The organism is Pseudomonas sp. Marseille-Q5117 (assembly GCF_946901175.1).
GTDB lineage: Bacteria > Pseudomonadota > Gammaproteobacteria > Pseudomonadales > Pseudomonadaceae > Aquipseudomonas > Aquipseudomonas iranensis.
Window position 1 is genome coordinate 266,093 of the sequence record NZ_CAMPPP010000007.1, and the last position, 15,046, is coordinate 281,138.

Annotated in this window: 9 protein-coding genes and 1 pseudogene; 3 read left to right on the forward strand and 7 right to left on the reverse strand. The window is 60.8% G+C overall.

The window, feature by feature from the left end; all coding sequences use genetic code 11:
• Window positions 1–44 precede the first annotated feature (44 nt).
• The 5 genes from asd to leuC all read right to left on the reverse strand — a co-directional run bounded on the left by asd (window position 45) and on the right by leuC (window position 5,339).
• Window positions 45–1,157 (reverse strand): aspartate-semialdehyde dehydrogenase, encoded by a 1,113-nt coding sequence (asd, locus tag OC605_RS14285; protein WP_071171651.1) that lies wholly within the window; start codon window positions 1,155–1,157, stop codon window positions 45–47.
• A 66-nt stretch (window positions 1,158–1,223) separates the two neighbouring features.
• A complete protein-coding gene (gene leuB, locus OC605_RS14290) occupies window positions 1,224–2,306 on the reverse strand; it encodes a 3-isopropylmalate dehydrogenase (protein WP_262137820.1) in 1,083 nt (360 codons plus the stop codon).
• A gap of 55 nt (window positions 2,307–2,361) precedes the next feature.
• Window positions 2,362–3,129 carry a class I SAM-dependent methyltransferase gene (locus OC605_RS14295; protein ID WP_262137821.1) on the reverse strand — a complete coding sequence of 256 codons (768 nt, stop codon included), beginning with the start codon at window positions 3,127–3,129 and terminating at the stop codon, window positions 2,362–2,364.
• A 132-nt stretch (window positions 3,130–3,261) separates the two neighbouring features.
• Window positions 3,262–3,906, reverse strand: coding sequence for a 3-isopropylmalate dehydratase small subunit (leuD, locus tag OC605_RS14300; protein ID WP_024012386.1), 645 nt, complete (start codon window positions 3,904–3,906; stop codon window positions 3,262–3,264).
• 2 nt (window positions 3,907–3,908) lie between these two features.
• Entirely contained in the window at window positions 3,909–5,339 is a 1,431-nt protein-coding gene (gene leuC, locus OC605_RS14305; RefSeq protein ID WP_041478531.1) for a 3-isopropylmalate dehydratase large subunit, read from the reverse strand.
• A gap of 139 nt (window positions 5,340–5,478) precedes the next feature.
• Here leuC and OC605_RS14310 point away from each other — a divergent pair, with 139 nt between their 5' ends.
• From OC605_RS14310 to OC605_RS14320, 3 genes and pseudogenes are all read left to right on the forward strand, one after another.
• Window positions 5,479–6,369 (forward strand): LysR family transcriptional regulator, encoded by an 891-nt coding sequence (locus OC605_RS14310; RefSeq protein WP_024012384.1) that lies wholly within the window; start codon window positions 5,479–5,481, stop codon window positions 6,367–6,369.
• 63 nt (window positions 6,370–6,432) lie between these two features.
• Window positions 6,433–9,712, forward strand: a pseudogene (locus OC605_RS14315) (PAS domain S-box protein).
• A 94-nt stretch (window positions 9,713–9,806) separates the two neighbouring features.
• Window positions 9,807–11,498: a molecular chaperone HscC gene (locus OC605_RS14320; protein ID WP_262137823.1), complete on the forward strand. Its 1,692-nt coding sequence runs from the start codon at window positions 9,807–9,809 to the stop codon at window positions 11,496–11,498.
• On the opposite strand, the gene OC605_RS14325 is transcribed toward OC605_RS14320, so the two are convergent.
• Window positions 11,495–14,167 (reverse strand): DUF805 domain-containing protein, encoded by a 2,673-nt coding sequence (locus tag OC605_RS14325; protein WP_262137825.1) that lies wholly within the window; start codon window positions 14,165–14,167, stop codon window positions 11,495–11,497. The two genes, OC605_RS14320 and OC605_RS14325, sit on opposite strands and share 4 nt — an antisense overlap.
• Window positions 14,164–14,859, reverse strand: a complete 696-nt coding sequence (locus OC605_RS14330) for a DUF1266 domain-containing protein (RefSeq protein ID WP_262137826.1) — start codon at window positions 14,857–14,859, stop codon at window positions 14,164–14,166. The genes OC605_RS14325 and OC605_RS14330 overlap by 4 nt, the downstream gene beginning before the upstream one ends.
• Window positions 14,860–15,046: the final 187 nt, after the last annotated feature.

A 15,046-nucleotide genomic window follows, 5' to 3' on the forward strand; every position in this document is an offset into this window, starting at 1 on the left:
CCGCACCTCTCACAAGGCACGGGCTTCTTCATTGCTTCAAGCGATCAACGCTCCAGCAGGATCCGCAGCATGCGCCGCAGCGGTTCGGCCGCGCCCCACAGCAGTTGGTCGCCGACGGTGAAGGCGCCGACGAATTGCGAACCCATGTTCAACTTGCGCAGACGACCGACCGGTACGTTCAGGGTGCCGGTGACCTTGGTCGGGCTCAGCTCCTGCATGCTGATTTCGCGGTTGTTCGGTACCAGCTTGACCCACGGGTTGTGCTGGCTGATCAGCCCTTCGATATCGGCGATCGGTACGTCTTTGTTGAGCTTGATGGTCAGTGCCTGGCTATGGCAGCGCATGGCGCCGATGCGCACGCAGATGCCGTCGACCGGGATCGGGCTCTTGAAGCGACCGAGGATCTTGTTGGTCTCGGCCTGGGCCTTCCACTCTTCGCGGCTCTGGCCGTTCGGCAGTTCCTTGTCGATCCACGGGATCAGGCTGCCGGCCAGCGGTACACCGAAGTTTTCGGTTGGGTACGCTTCGCTGCGCATGGCCTCGGCCACGCGACGGTCGATGTCGAGGATCGCGCTGGCCGGGTCGGCCAGCTGATCGGCGACAGCGGCGTGGGTCGCACCCATCTGCTTGATCAGTTCACGCATGTTCTGCGCGCCGGCACCGGAGGCCGCCTGATAGGTCATGGCGCTCATCCACTCGACCAGACCGGCCTCGAACAGACCGCCCAGACCCATCAGCATCAAGCTGACGGTGCAGTTGCCGCCGATGTAGTTCTTGGTGCCCGCGTCCAGCTGCTGGTCGATGACCTTGCGGTTGACCGGGTCGAGAATGATCACAGCGTCATCGTTCATACGCAGGCTCGACGCCGCGTCGATCCAGTAACCCTGCCAGCCGGCTTCGCGCAGCTTGGGGAATACTTCGCTGGTGTAGTCGCCGCCCTGGCAGGTCAGGATCACGTCGAGGGTCTTCAGCTCGTCAATGCTGTAAGCGTCCTTGAGCGGAGCAATGTCCTTGCCCACGGACGGGCCTTGGCCACCGACATTGGACGTGGTGAAAAACACCGGCTCGATAAGATCGAAATCCTGCTCTTCCAGCATCCGCTGCATGAGCACGGAACCGACCATCCCGCGCCAACCGATCAGACCTACACGTTTCATCGCAACTACACCTTCTTGAAAAGTGGGCCGCTGCTTTGTATTGAATTTCGCAGCGGGCCCGAGAGATTACAGATTCCGCAGCGCGGCGACTACTGCGTCGCCCATTTCCTGCGTACCGACTTTGGTACAACCGGCCGAGTGGATGTCACCGGTGCGCAAGCCCTGATCGAGCACGACGCTGACGGCTTTTTCGATGGCATCGGCAGCGTCGTGCAGATTGAAGCTGTAACGCAGCATCATCGACACCGACAGGATCGTCGCCAGCGGGTTGGCAATGCCTTTACCGGCAATGTCCGGCGCCGAACCGTGGCAAGGCTCGTACATGCCCTTGTTGTTGGAATCCAGCGAGGCCGACGGCAGCATGCCGATCGAGCCGGTGAGCATCGACGCTTCGTCGGAGAGGATGTCGCCGAACATGTTGTCGGTGACGATCACGTCGAACTGCTTGGGTGCGCGCACGAGTTGCATGGCGGCGTTGTCGACGTACATGTGGCTCAGTTCGACTTCCGGGTAATCATTGGCCACTTGCTCGACCACTTCACGCCACAACTGACTGGACGCCAGGACGTTGGCCTTGTCCACCGAGCAGAGCTTCTTGCCACGAACCATGGCCATGTCGAAACCGACACGGGCGATGCGGCGGATTTCGCTTTCGCTGTACGGCAGGGTGTCGTAGGACTGACGCTCGCCGTTGTCCAGCGTACGGGTGCCACGCGGCGCGCCGAAGTAAATGCCGCCGGTCAGCTCACGGACGATGAGGATGTCCAGGCCGGCAACGATTTCCGGCTTCAGGCTCGACGCATCGGCCAGTTGCGGATAGAGGATCGCCGGACGCAAGTTGCCGAACAGGCCCAGTTGCGCGCGAATTTTCAGCAGGCCGCGCTCAGGGCGGATGTCACGCTCGATGGTGTCCCATTTCGGCCCACCGACAGCGCCCAGCAGCACAGCGTCGGCAGCGCGGGCGCGATCAAGGGTTTCGTCGGCCAGCGGCACGCCATGCTTGTCGATGGCCGCGCCACCGATCACGTCGTGGCTCAGCTCGAAGCCCAGGCTGTACTTGTCATTGGCCAATTCCAGCACCTTGACCGCTTCGGCCATGATTTCCGGACCAATACCGTCACCCGGGAGAATCAGAATCTGCTTGCTCATGCTTTCCTCGTGTCTTCAAGCGGTGCGCCAGTGAACGGCGCGCCGGGAAAAATTCTTATCGCTCAGCCATCAGTACGATTACATCGGTACTGAACGAGCCGTCGGCATCTATCTCAAAATACTCACGCACTTCGTTGCCCATCGACTGCTGCAACTGGCGGATCGCCGCGCGCATCACGTCAGGTGTGCGCATGCGCTCGACCCAACTGCTGTACTCCAGACGCAGGCGCTGCCGGGTGGTACTGCGCACATGCAGACCGGCTTCGCTGACCTGGCGCAGCCACTCGCCGGCGGAGTAGTCGCGGACATGGCTGGTGTCGCGCAACACCTCAACGCTTTGCAGGTAAGTGTCGAACAACGCACTGCCCGGTGACAACACATCAACGAACGCCGCCACCCCGTCCGGCTTCAGCACCCGGCGCACTTCGCGCAAGGCCAGACCGAGGTCGCTCCAGTGATGCGCCGAATAGCGGCTGAACACAAAATCGAACTCGCCATCGGCGAACGGCAAGCGCTCGGCAGCACCGTTGACGGTAATGATGTTGCTCAAGCCGCGATCGACGGCAGCGCCGGCAACCACATCAAGCATTTGCTGCGACAGGTCGTAAGCCACCACTTCCCTGACCAGCGGTGCCACATGAAAGCTGACGTGACCGGCGCCACACCCCAGATCCAGCACCCGCGCACTGCCCTGCCCGGCCAGTTCAGCTTGTAGCAGTGCGAATTCACTGCCTTGGGCGTGAACGGCGCTGCTCAGGTAAGCGGCGGCCTGTTCGCCGAATTGCTTCTGGACGACCTGGGTGTGCTGGGCGGTGCTGGTCATGGTCACATCCTGGTATCTATGTTGTTTGGGCTGCCGTCTTCGCGAGCAGGCTCGCTCCCACAGGGGAATGCATTCCAAGGTGGGAGCGAGCCTGCTCGCGAAGGGGCCCGCCCTGACTACATCAATCTCGAATCACGCGTCGCGAAACAACCACGGCTGGCTGACCCGATGTTTGGCTTCAAACGTCGCAATCGCATCGCCGTCCTGCAAGGTCAGGCCGATATCGTCCAGGCCATTGAGCAGGCAGTGCTTGCGAAATGCGTCGATCTCGAAGCTGTAAACCTTGCCATCGGGACGGGTCACGGTTTGTGCTTGCAGGTCGATCTGCAATTGATAACCCGGCTCGGCTTCAACCTGCTTAAACAGTTCATCAACTTCTGCATCGCTGAGGATGATCGGCAGCAGGCCGTTCTTGAAACTATTGTTGAAGAAGATGTCGGCGTAACTCGGCGCGATGATGCTGCGGAAACCGTACTCTTCCAGCGCCCACGGCGCGTGTTCACGGCTCGAACCGCAACCGAAGTTCTCGCGGGCGAGCAATACGCTGGCACCCTGATAACGCTCGGCGTTAAGGACGAAATCCTTGTTCAACGGCCGCTTGGAGTTGTCCTGATACGGCTGGCCGACATCCAGATAACGCCACTCGTCGAACAGGTTCGGACCGAAACCGGTGCGCTTGATCGACTTCAAGAACTGCTTGGGAATGATCTGATCGGTGTCGACGTTGGCACGATCCAGAGGCGCCACAAGACCCGTGTGCTGAGTAAATGCCTTCATCTTTACTGTGCTCCTTGGATCAATTCACGAACGTCGATGAAACGGCCGTTCACCGCTGCTGCCGCCGCCATCGCCGGGCTGACCAGGTGGGTACGGCCACCGGCGCCCTGACGGCCTTCGAAATTACGGTTGGAAGTCGAGGCGCAATGCTCGCCGGACTCCAAACGGTCCGGGTTCATCGCCAGGCACATCGAGCAGCCCGGCTCACGCCATTCGAAACCGGCCTCGAGGAAAATCTTGTCGAGGCCTTCGGCTTCCGCCTGCGCCTTGACCAGACCCGAGCCCGGCACCACGATCGCCTGCTTGATGGTCGAGGCCACCTTGCGGCCCTTGGCGATCACCGCAGCGGCGCGCAAGTCTTCGATGCGCGAGTTGGTGCAGGAACCGATGAACACGCGATCGAGCTGAATGTCGGTGATCGCCTGATTGGCGGTCAAACCCATGTATTTCAAGGCGCGGACGATCGAGTCGCGCTTGACCAGATCCATTTCCTTGGCCGGGTCCGGCACGTTCTGATCCACGGCCAAGACCATTTCAGGCGAAGTGCCCCAGCTGACTTGCGGCTTGATCTGCGCGGCGTCGAGCTCGACCACAGTGTCGAATTTGGCATCGGCATCGGAAACCAGGTCTTTCCAGGCTTCGACGGCCATGTCCCACTGCTCGCCTTTCGGCGCGAATGGACGACCTTTGACGTAGTCAATGGTCTTCTGATCCGCCGCCACCAGGCCGACGCGGGCGCCGGCTTCGATGGACATGTTGCAGATGGTCATGCGGCCTTCAACGGACAGATCGCGGATCGCGCTGCCGGCAAATTCGATGGCGTGGCCGTTACCGCCGGCGGTGCCGATCTTGCCGATCACCGCAAGGACGATGTCCTTGGCGGTCACGCCGAACGGCAATTGGCCTTCGACGCGCACCAGCATGTTTTTCATTTTCTTGGCGACGAGGCACTGGGTGGCGAGCACGTGCTCGACCTCGGAGGTGCCGATGCCGTGGGCCAACGCACCGAATGCACCGTGGGTCGAAGTGTGCGAGTCGCCGCAGACTACGGTCATGCCCGGCAACGTCGCGCCCTGCTCCGGGCTGATCACGTGAACGATGCCCTGACGCACGTCGTTCATCTTGAACTCGACGATGCCGTATTCATCGCAGTTGTCGTCGAGGGTCTGCACCTGCAAACGCGAGACCTGGTCGGCAATGGCTTCGATGCCGCCCTTACGCTCAGGGGTGGTCGGTACGTTGTGGTCCGGGGTCGCGATGTTGGCATCGATGCGCCAAGGCTTGCGCCCGGCCAGACGCAAGCCTTCGAAAGCCTGCGGCGAAGTCACTTCGTGGATGATGTGACGATCGATGTAGATCAGCGCCGAGCCATCGTCGCGCTGCTTGACCAAATGCGAATCCCAGAGCTTGTCGTAGAGCGTTTTGCCGGCCATCAGACGGTTCCTCATCAGCTTGTTTCTATGCCCTGGGCTTATCAATAACCCTTTGGCTTGTGAGGCCGATCCTATGGGGTTAGATTAAATAACTCAAATTCATATTTTTTATGCTTTGGATAACCAACTGGAATGCGACATGGACTTGGCTAACCTCAACGCTTTTATTGCCATCGCCGAGACCGGCAGCTTCTCCGGCGCTGGCGAACGCCTGCACCTGACACAACCGGCAATCAGCAAGCGCATCGCCGGTCTTGAGCAGCAATTAAAGGTGCGCCTTTTCGATCGACTGGGCCGCGAAGTCGGCCTGACCGAGGCCGGTCGTGCCCTGCTGCCACGGGCTTATCAGATTCTTAACGTGCTCGACGACACCCGCCGCGCCCTGACCAACCTGACCGGTGAAGTCAGCGGCCGCCTGACCCTGGCCACCAGTCACCACATCGGCCTGCACCGCTTGCCGCCTCTATTAAGGGAGTTCACCCGCCGCTACCCACAGGTCGCGCTGGATATTCAGTTCCTTGATTCGGAAGTGGCCTACGAGGAAATTCTCCACGGCCGCGCCGAACTGGCGGTCATCACCCTCGCGCCGGAGCCGCATACCTTGGTCAAAGCCACGCCGGTGTGGGACGACCCGCTGGATTTCGTCGTCGCCCCGGAGCATTCGCTGATCAACAACGGTGCCGTCAGTCTGGCGGACATCGCCGGCCATCCGGCGGTTTTCCCCGGCGGCAACACGTTTACCCACCACATCGTCCAGCGTTTGTTCGAAGCTCAGGGCCTGACGCCGAACATCGCCATGAGCACCAACTACCTGGAAACCATCAAGATGATGGTCTCCATCGGCCTGGCCTGGAGCGTGCTGCCGCGCACCATGCTCGACGAACAAGTGGCAAGCATCGCATTGCCGGGCATACAGCTCACTCGCCAGCTAGGCTATATCTTGCACACCGAACGGACGCTATCGAATGCAGCACGCGCCTTCATGGCCCTGCTGGATGCACAAATCGATCGGCCAGGGATCCCGGCCTGACTTGTGCTACTTCTATAGAGCCGCTCCTGTGCCTAACGCCACTCAGCTCAAGGCCCGCTGACAATGCCGAAATCTGTTGACCGAATTCCGCCGATGCCGCGAATCCAGGCTGTTGATCCGCGCCATTCCGAGCAGAGCTGGGAAAGCGCGCCGCAATTGCTCGCCGCGCTCAACGGCGCGCGGCTCGGTGCCTGGTATTGGGACATCGAGCGCGGGCAGATCAGCTGGTCGCGAGGCACCCAGGCGTTGTTCGGTTTCGATCCACGGCAGCCATTACCCGCCGACCTGGAATACCTCGACCTGTTGCCACCGGAGGACCCTCGCAAAAACCGTGCGTGCCTTCCACGCGGTGATCGCCGGCGCCCCGCTGGAGCAGGCGATGCATCACCGCATCCGCTGGCCCGACGGCAGCCTGCACTGGCTGGAGATCAGCGGCAGCCTGCTGCCGGACAAGAACGGCCGGCCCCGAATGATCGGGGTGATTCGCGAAATCACCCACCAGCGCCAGCGCGAGCAGGCCTTGAGCAGCTCGGAGAAACGTTTCGCTACACTTTTCCACCTATGCCCGAACATGGTTTTGCTGACCCGTCAGGAGGACGGCCTGATCAGCGAGGCCAACCAGTATTTCGAAAGCCTGTTCGGCTGGCCGGTGCAAAGCGCGATCGGCCGCACCACCCTGGAACTGGGCCTGTGGGTGCACCCCGAGCAACGCACCGAACTGGTGAAGAAAACCAAAGCCAAGGGCGAATTGATCAGCATGGAAGTGCAGTTCCGTGCCAGCAACGGCCAGGTCCACGACGGCATCCTCAGCGCGCAGAAGGTCGAGCTCGAAGGCCAGCCCTATCTGCTCAGCACCTTCCTCGACACCACCGAACGCAAAGCCGCCGAACTGGCCTTGAAGGACAGCCAGGAACGCCTCGACCTGGCGCTGGACTCGGCGCAACTCGGCACCTGGGACTGGCACATCCCCAGCGGCATGCTTTACGGCTCGGCGCGCGCTGCGCAATTGCACGGGCTGGAGCCGATTCCATTCCATGAATCATTCGAGGAGTTTTTCGAAGGCGTGCCGGGCGAGGAACGCGACAGCATGCGCGATGCCTACCGCAGCCTGCGCGAAGGTCCGGCCGGCAATTATCAACTGACCTATCGCGTGCAACTGCCCGACGGCAGCTCGCGCTATCTGGAAAGCCGCGCGCGTCTCTATCGCGACGACAACGGCGCACCGCTGCGCATGGCCGGCACGTTGCTGGACATCACCGATCAGGTCGAGCGCGAACAGCGTCTGGTGGCCTCGGAAGAGAAATTCGCCACGCTGTTTCAGGTCAGTCCCGATCCGATCTGCGTCACGCGCCAGGAAACCGGGGAATTCATCGAGATCAATTCCAGCTTCAGCCAGACCTTTGGCTGGAGCGCCGCCGATGTGATTGGCCACACCGCCGAGGAAATCGGCCTGTGGGACGCCTCGGCGAAAAGCCTGCAACGCATCGAACGGGTCATTCGCGAACAAGGCCTGAGCAACGTCGCCATTCTCGTCCAGCACAAGGACGGCCAGTCGCTGACCTGCGTGATTTCCAGCCGGCAGATCAGCGTCGGCGACCAGCCGTGCATCGTCACCACCCTGCGCGACATCACCCAGCAACAACGCTCGGAAGCGGCGCTAAAGGCCAGCGAAGAAAAATTCGCCAAGGCGTTCCACTCCAGCCCCGACGCCATCACCATCACCGAGCGCGACACCGGGAGATATCTGGAGGTCAACGATGGCTTCTGTCGCCTCACCGGCTATCGCGCCGACGAAGTGGTGGGCAAAACCGTTTATCAGGTGGGGATCTGGGCCGAAGAGAAACAACGCTCGACCTTGCTCGCCGAGTTGCAGATCAAGGGACGCGTGCATCATCAGGAAATGCTCGGGCGCAACAAGCGCGGCGAATTGCTTACGGTGGAAGTCTCGGTCGAGCCGATTACCCTCAACGAAACCGCGTGCCTGTTGTTGACCGCGCGCGATGTCAGCCTGTTGAAGAACGCCGAAGCGCAGATTCGTCACCTGGCCTATCACGACCCGCTGACCAACCTGCCCAACCGCGCCCTGCTGATGGATCGCCTGAGCCAGCAGATCGCCCTGCTCAAGCGCCACAATCTGCGCGGCGCCTTGCTGTTTCTCGACCTCGACCACTTCAAACACATCAACGATTCCCTCGGTCACCCGGTCGGCGACACCGTGCTGAAAATCATCACCGCGCGGCTCGAAGCCAGCGTGCGCATGGAAGACACGGTGGCGCGCCTCGGTGGCGATGAGTTTGTGGTGTTGCTCAGCGGCCTCGAAGGTTCGCGCAGTGAAGTCAGCGAACAAGTGCGCGCGCTGGCCGACACCATTCGCGAACTGCTCTCGGAGCCGATGTTCCTCGATGGCCAGCGCCTGCAAGTGACGCCGAGCATTGGCGTCGCGCTGATTCCCGATCACGGCTCGACCCCGACCGACCTGCTCAAACGCGCCGACATCGCCCTGTACCGGGCCAAGGATTCCGGGCGCAACACCACGCAGATGTATCACAACACCATGCAGAAAGCGGCCAGCGAGCGCCTGCGCATGGAGACCGACCTGCGCCTGGCGCTGTCGCGCGGCGAGTTCAACGTGCACTTTCAGCCGCAAGTCGATGCCCGCGACAACCGCATCATCGGCGCCGAAGCCCTGGTGCGCTGGAATCACCCCGAACTCGGCGCGCAATCGCCCACCGAGTTCATCAAGGTACTGGAAGACAGCGGCCTGATTCTCGAAGTCGGCACGTGGATCCTCGATGAAGCCTGCAACGCCTTTAAACAACTGATCGCGCTGAAACTGGTCGACCCGCTCAACTTCAGCCTGTGCGTGAACATCAGCCCCCGACAGTTCCGCCAGAACGATTTCGTCGAACGCATCGAACACAGCATGACCAGCCACGGCCTACCCTGCTCGCTACTGAAACTGGAAATCACCGAAGGCATCGTCATCCAGAATCTGGAAGACACCATCAGCAAAATGCGCCGGCTGAAAAAGCTCGGCGTGAGCTTCGCCATGGACGACTTCGGCACCGGTTATTCGTCGCTGACTTATTTGAAGCGTCTGCCTGTAGACACTTTGAAGATCGATCAGTCGTTCATCCGCGATGCGACCACCGATTCCAATGTCGCGGAGATCATTCGCGCAATTGTCGCGATGGCCCGCAGCCTGGAATTGGAAGTGATTGCCGAAGGCGTGGAGACGCCAGCACAGCTGGCGTTTTTGCAGGGGCTGGAATGCCATTTGTATCAGGGTTATCTGCACAGTCGGCCAGTGGGGTTGGAGGATCTGAAAAAACTGCTGCCCTGAATCGGTGGTCGCACAGCCTGGCAACAGAGCAACAATTGCCAGGGTTTGCGTCAGCCTGTAGGGTCGCGTTTTTTGCGCCGCTTCGAGATCAACCATGCAGGATGCATCCCTTCCCCGCCCGGCCCTGCTGGGCATCGACCTTGGCACCACTAACAGCCTGATCGCCGTCTGGCGTGAAGGCCGCGCCGAACTGATCCGCAACGCCCTCGGCGATGTGCTGACACCGTCGGTGGTCAGCCTCGATGAAGACGACACGATTCTGGTCGGCAAAGCCGCCCGCGCCCGCCTGACCACGCACCCGGAACGCACTGCCGCCGCGTTCAAGCGCTTCATGGGCAGCGACAGGCAGATCCAGCTCGGCTCTCGCCAGTTCAGCCCGGAAGAGTTGTCGGCGCTGGTACTTGGCTCACTCAAGCAAGACGCGGAAGCCTTTCTCGGCCAGGCGGTCACAGAAGCGGTCATTTCCGTACCGGCATATTTCAGTGACGAGCAGCGCAAGCGCACGTTGTTCGCCGCCGAACTGGCCGGGCTGTCCGTGACGCGCCTGATCAATGAACCGACCGCTGCCGCCATGGCGTACGGCCTGCACGAACAGAAGTTCGAACGCACGCTAATATTCGATCTCGGCGGCGGTACGTTCGACGTCACCGTGCTCGAATACGCATTGCCGCTGATCGAAGTGCACGCCTCCACCGGTGACAACTTTCTTGGCGGCGAAGACTTCACCGCCGCCCTGTTGCAGGCCTGCCTGAAACACTGGCAACTCACACCCTCAACGATCGATGCACAAGCCATGGCCAGCCTCGGTGATGCCCTGGAGCAGCTGAAGTGCAAACTCGGCGAAGGCGCGCAGCACTTGAGCTGGCGGTATGCCGAGCAGACATTCGAATGGGAACTGGATGAAGCCGCTGCAGTGAAAATATGGGAGCCGTTGCTGGCCCGCTTGCGCGCGCCGATCGAACAGGCTCTGCGCGATGCCCGACTGAAACCGCGCGACCTCGACAGCCTGGTGCTGGTCGGTGGCGCCACGCGCATGCCGGCGGTACAGCAAATGGTCGCCACGTTGTTTGGACGCCTGCCTTATCGGCATCTTGATCCGGACACCATCGTGGCACTGGGGGCGGCGACGCAGGCGGCATGCAAGGCGCGGGACGGTGCGGTCGAGGAATTGATTCTGACGGATGTCTGCCCTTATACGCTGGGGATTTCGACCATGCGTGGCGAAGGCGTCAGTGGCGCGTTCTCGCCGATCATCGAACGTAACACCATCATCCCGACCTCAAGGGTGGAGCGTTACCACACGACATCTCCACGACAGGAAGTCATCCGTATAGCGGTCTATCAGGGCGAACGTCCGTGGGTACGCGACAACATTTTTATCGATGCTTTCGATGTCACGCTGACGCCCAGCGATGATATCCAGGCGCTGGATGTGCGGTTCAGTTATGACATCAACGGTTTGCTCGAAGTTGACGTCACCCTGCCAAGGACGGGCGAACGCCACAGCCACAGCATTGACCGCAGCCCGACCGGACTCGATGCGCAATCGCGGCAAACCAGTCATGAACGCTTGAGTACGCTGAAAATTCACCCCCGCGACACTCTGCCCAATCGAACCCTGCTGGCTCGACTGGAACGGGCGTGGACGCAAAGTCTGGGCGAAGAACGCCAGCGGATTGCCGACTGGCTGGACAGTTTCACCACGGTGCTGGGCGACCAGCGATCGGAAGAAATCGCCAGCCACCGTTCACAACTCAACAAGGTTCTGGATGAGTTACGCCTCTAGCCGATAAGTCGCCGTAAGGTCGCCTGCAAACCACCGGACAAGGTATCTTCACCGCCACTGTCCGGTGGCACGCCATAACGATTGGGCAGCTTCTCTCCGGGAAAACCGAACAGTATCAGCGGCAGAAACGGCAATACCGGCGACAGCATTACCAAAATCAGCAACATCGGAATGCCCCGCCCCATGTCATGCAAACGGCGCAGGACCGCACCGAGCAGAAACGCCAGGCCCAGTAGCAACACGACGATGCCGGATACGGGCGTACCGCTGAGCAACGCCGCCACGGGCGTCACCAGCAACGCGCCAATGACCTGCCAGATAAACGCCCCGCGCCCCAGCCGGGTACCCAGGCTCCAGAACGCAGCGGCGGGGGTTGGACGGGTCGTTGCCTTGGCTAACAGCAAACGCTCGGACCACGACAGCAACGCGCTGAATGCGAAGCGCAAACCGAGTCCATTTTCCGAGTCATCCTTGGCCCGCTGCATGCGTAACAGAACCTTCTGCCTTGGCAAGCCCAGATTGCCAAAACGCACCAGATCCTTCAGCACATCCAGCGCCAGGTAAAAGGCGTCGCTGACACCCTCCTCCGCGAGAGCCTCACGGGGTGGGTGAACAGGCTCACCCTTGATCAGACTGTGACGGAAGCCGTCGAACCAGTCCTGTGGATTGACCACCTCGGTGATACTTTCCAGCAGGTATTTACGCTGTTGCGCAGTGAGCAACGGATCGTGGTAAAGGACTCCACCCAAGAGCATGCGCCCGAGCAAATCTTCGTTGAAGCTGGCGATGTCGCTGCGCATGCACTCGAACAAACGGTCATTACCCAACAGCCGAGTGCTATTGAGCGCCTCATGCACACTGAACAACTTGCGCGCGAGCAGCGAGTGCACCGGATCCGCCGCTTGCAGCCAGCCGAGCAGGCCACTGGCGCTGCCCTGCTCGCGACTCAGGCGACAGAGCAGCGGCTGCAAACGGGCCAAGGGGTGTTCACGCGCAATGTTCATGGCGTCGACGCAGTGTGCCGATTGCGCGCCCAGCCAACGCGTCGGATCGTCGAGGGTGGCCAGCAGGTAAATCGCCTGACGATGCCATTCCCAGACATCAGAGTAGCTATCGACGGCCGGAAGCAGCATGCCTTGCGCGGCCAGTTGCGCTTGCAACTTGAGCCCCGCAAGCCGTTCGTCACGTTTGTCGAGACTGAACGCTTCGGCAAGCCGCGCCAGCGATCGGGCGTCGTAAGCGCGCAAACGGCGCATCCACAGCAGGCTGAGCTCAAGCGGTTCGCCCTTTTCCAGCGCCGACGGCAGTGTCGATGCGGAGTCGCTGGCCAGAAACGCTTCCAGGGCCTGAGGAATCGGCGCTCGGGTCAACCAGCAGATCTGCTGCCCGGCCTGATACTGCAAGCCTTCCAGCACCAGTTGATCGAGCACATCCTCCGGCTCGGACGCCTCCATGACGCGTCGCAGCAATGGCACATCACCACGGTGCAAAGCCCAGGCATGCTGGTAGAGCGTTTGCAACGGACGGTCATCACTGTCAATGATCAGCGCCGCCAACAACGGCAACTCGTCACCACTGACACGCCATTCGACAAATGCACCGGCAATGTCCTGCAACTCGAGCTGCTTGGCCCTGAACCAACGCCCGAGTGTTTCCGGGCGCTGTGATGGACTGCCGTACTCTTGAGTGACATCGCCTAGATCCTCGGACCAGTCGCGGAAGTTTTCCAGACGATCAAAGGCCTGAATCAGCAGCGGCAGGCGCTGAGGCTGATGTCGCGCGCACAATGCCAGTAACCACGTCGCCGCTTTCGGATGCTGATGTTCGCGCCAGAGCCGCACCCAAGCCTGCAGTGCCAACTCTTCCATTCCCAGCGCACTGCGCTGACAGGCCAACAGATACAGCCAGTCGACATCTTCAGGCGCAAGCCGATGCTGCTCGCTGATAATGTCGAGAAAGTCTTTGTTGGGGATATCAGCCTGACTGAACTGTATGGCCAGGCGTTGCAATAACCCGTCATCAGCAGGCAGCGGGATGCAAGTGTGCAGGCCGGCGAAATGACGGTAGTCGTCGAGCGACGCCTCTCGGTGCAGGTGATTCAGGGTTCGCACATACCAGAGAGTTTCCAACTGCGCGACAGCGGGCCAATGGCTCATCAACGAGGTGTCGAACGGATCCGCCGCACTGATCCGCTGCAAAAACTCGTCGACATGCCGTGCGTTGTCGAAATCCAGATCCAGCATGCGGCTCGCCCAGCCCAGGCGCTGGGCCAACAAACGGGCGCAGACATGGGAAATCGGGCCGGCGTCGAGCAACTCGCGCAGCAATGGCCAGCAAACTTCGTCCAGCACCTCCAGCGGCAGGCGGTCCAGCTCAAGGTTGAATGCCTGCCAGGCCACCGGTTGGAAGCGACGCGCTGGATCAAGCAGCAATGCTTCAAAGTCGGCCATCGTCTGATCGGCAGGACTGATCTCATCGGCAACCGGTTGATCCGGCTCCACGGCTTCCTCGCGGGCAAAGCGTAATGCCAGCTCATAAGCCTCACGCAGCGCCTGAAAACCTTCCGGATCGGTTTCTGGATGGTGCTGCGGCAAGCGCGCGCGATAGGCGCCGCGAATGACGTCGTTGTCTTTGGTGGGCTCGATACCCAAGCGAATCCAGCAGCTCATGACCAGTCGAACTCCCCTAGCGAATCAGGCCGCTCGGGTGGATGCACGGGCATATCCCAAGGCAATTGTGCGAACAGCGCGCGCGCATCACGATCAAGCTTTCTGATGACCACGGTGGTGCCTATGTAATCGCCTTGCCGGTCAAATTCGTGCTCCAGCTCTTCATCCTTGTTGCCCAGGCAATGCCAGAAGGCTTTGCCGAAGACAAAGCCGTTAAGGTAGCTCGTCCAACTGTCGTAGTAGTAGCGCGCGCGTGCCGCCATGCGACCATGCAGCCAAAGGCTTTCGGTGAGATCAATCCAGCCGTGCAGCACTGCAGAACGCAGCAGAAAACCCATGCGACCAAGGTCCCAGGCACGGATGCCACCTGAACCGCACTCGCCAAATGTGCGACTGGCGAATTCGTAGAAAGCTCGCTGGCGAGTGTCGAGTGTTGCGAGCAAGGCCTGCCATTCGGACGGCAGACACCTCTGCCACTGCCGATAGGCTTCGTTCAACTGCGTAGCGTGGCCGTCATCGGCAGTACGCAGCATGTCCAACAGCTGTTCGCGCGTAGTGATGCCCCAACCACCTTTGACATCGACATGTTTGAGGTCAAAGCAATAGGTGGGTGCGGTGTAATCGGCGTCGGGATTGAGGGCGACCAAAGGCGCAGAAAGCGCGTATAGCCAGCGCTGTTCCATTTCGTCCATGAACAAAGGCTCCGGGGCCAGCGGGAATTAGGGGGGGGCTGGCCTTGTTGGCGCGGATTGTAAAGAGCCACAAAGCCAGCGGCAAACGTTGCGTCGGCTTTCTTTGCGCGCACAAAAAAGGCCCCGACGTATCGGGGCCTTTCGTTCAGCGGCTTATCGCCGGTTCGGGCGATTGTGTGTCAGCACA

Coding starts and splice junctions, on each gene's coding strand:
- asd (WP_071171651.1), bottom strand. CDS start 1,157: ATGAAACGTGTAGGTCTGATCGGTTGGCGCGGGATGGTCGGTTCCGTG.
- leuB (WP_262137820.1), bottom strand. CDS start 2,306: ATGAGCAAGCAGATTCTGATTCTCCCGGGTGACGGTATTGGTCCGGAA.
- OC605_RS14295 (WP_262137821.1), bottom strand. CDS start 3,129: ATGACCAGCACCGCCCAGCACACCCAGGTCGTCCAGAAGCAATTCGGC.
- leuD (WP_024012386.1), bottom strand. CDS start 3,906: ATGAAGGCATTTACTCAGCACACGGGTCTTGTGGCGCCTCTGGATCGT.
- leuC (WP_041478531.1), bottom strand. CDS start 5,339: ATGGCCGGCAAAACGCTCTACGACAAGCTCTGGGATTCGCATTTGGTC.
- OC605_RS14310 (WP_024012384.1), top strand. CDS start 5,479: ATGGACTTGGCTAACCTCAACGCTTTTATTGCCATCGCCGAGACCGGC.
- OC605_RS14320 (WP_262137823.1), top strand. CDS start 9,807: ATGCAGGATGCATCCCTTCCCCGCCCGGCCCTGCTGGGCATCGACCTT.
- OC605_RS14325 (WP_262137825.1), bottom strand. CDS start 14,167: ATGAGCTGCTGGATTCGCTTGGGTATCGAGCCCACCAAAGACAACGAC.
- OC605_RS14330 (WP_262137826.1), bottom strand. CDS start 14,859: ATGGACGAAATGGAACAGCGCTGGCTATACGCGCTTTCTGCGCCTTTG.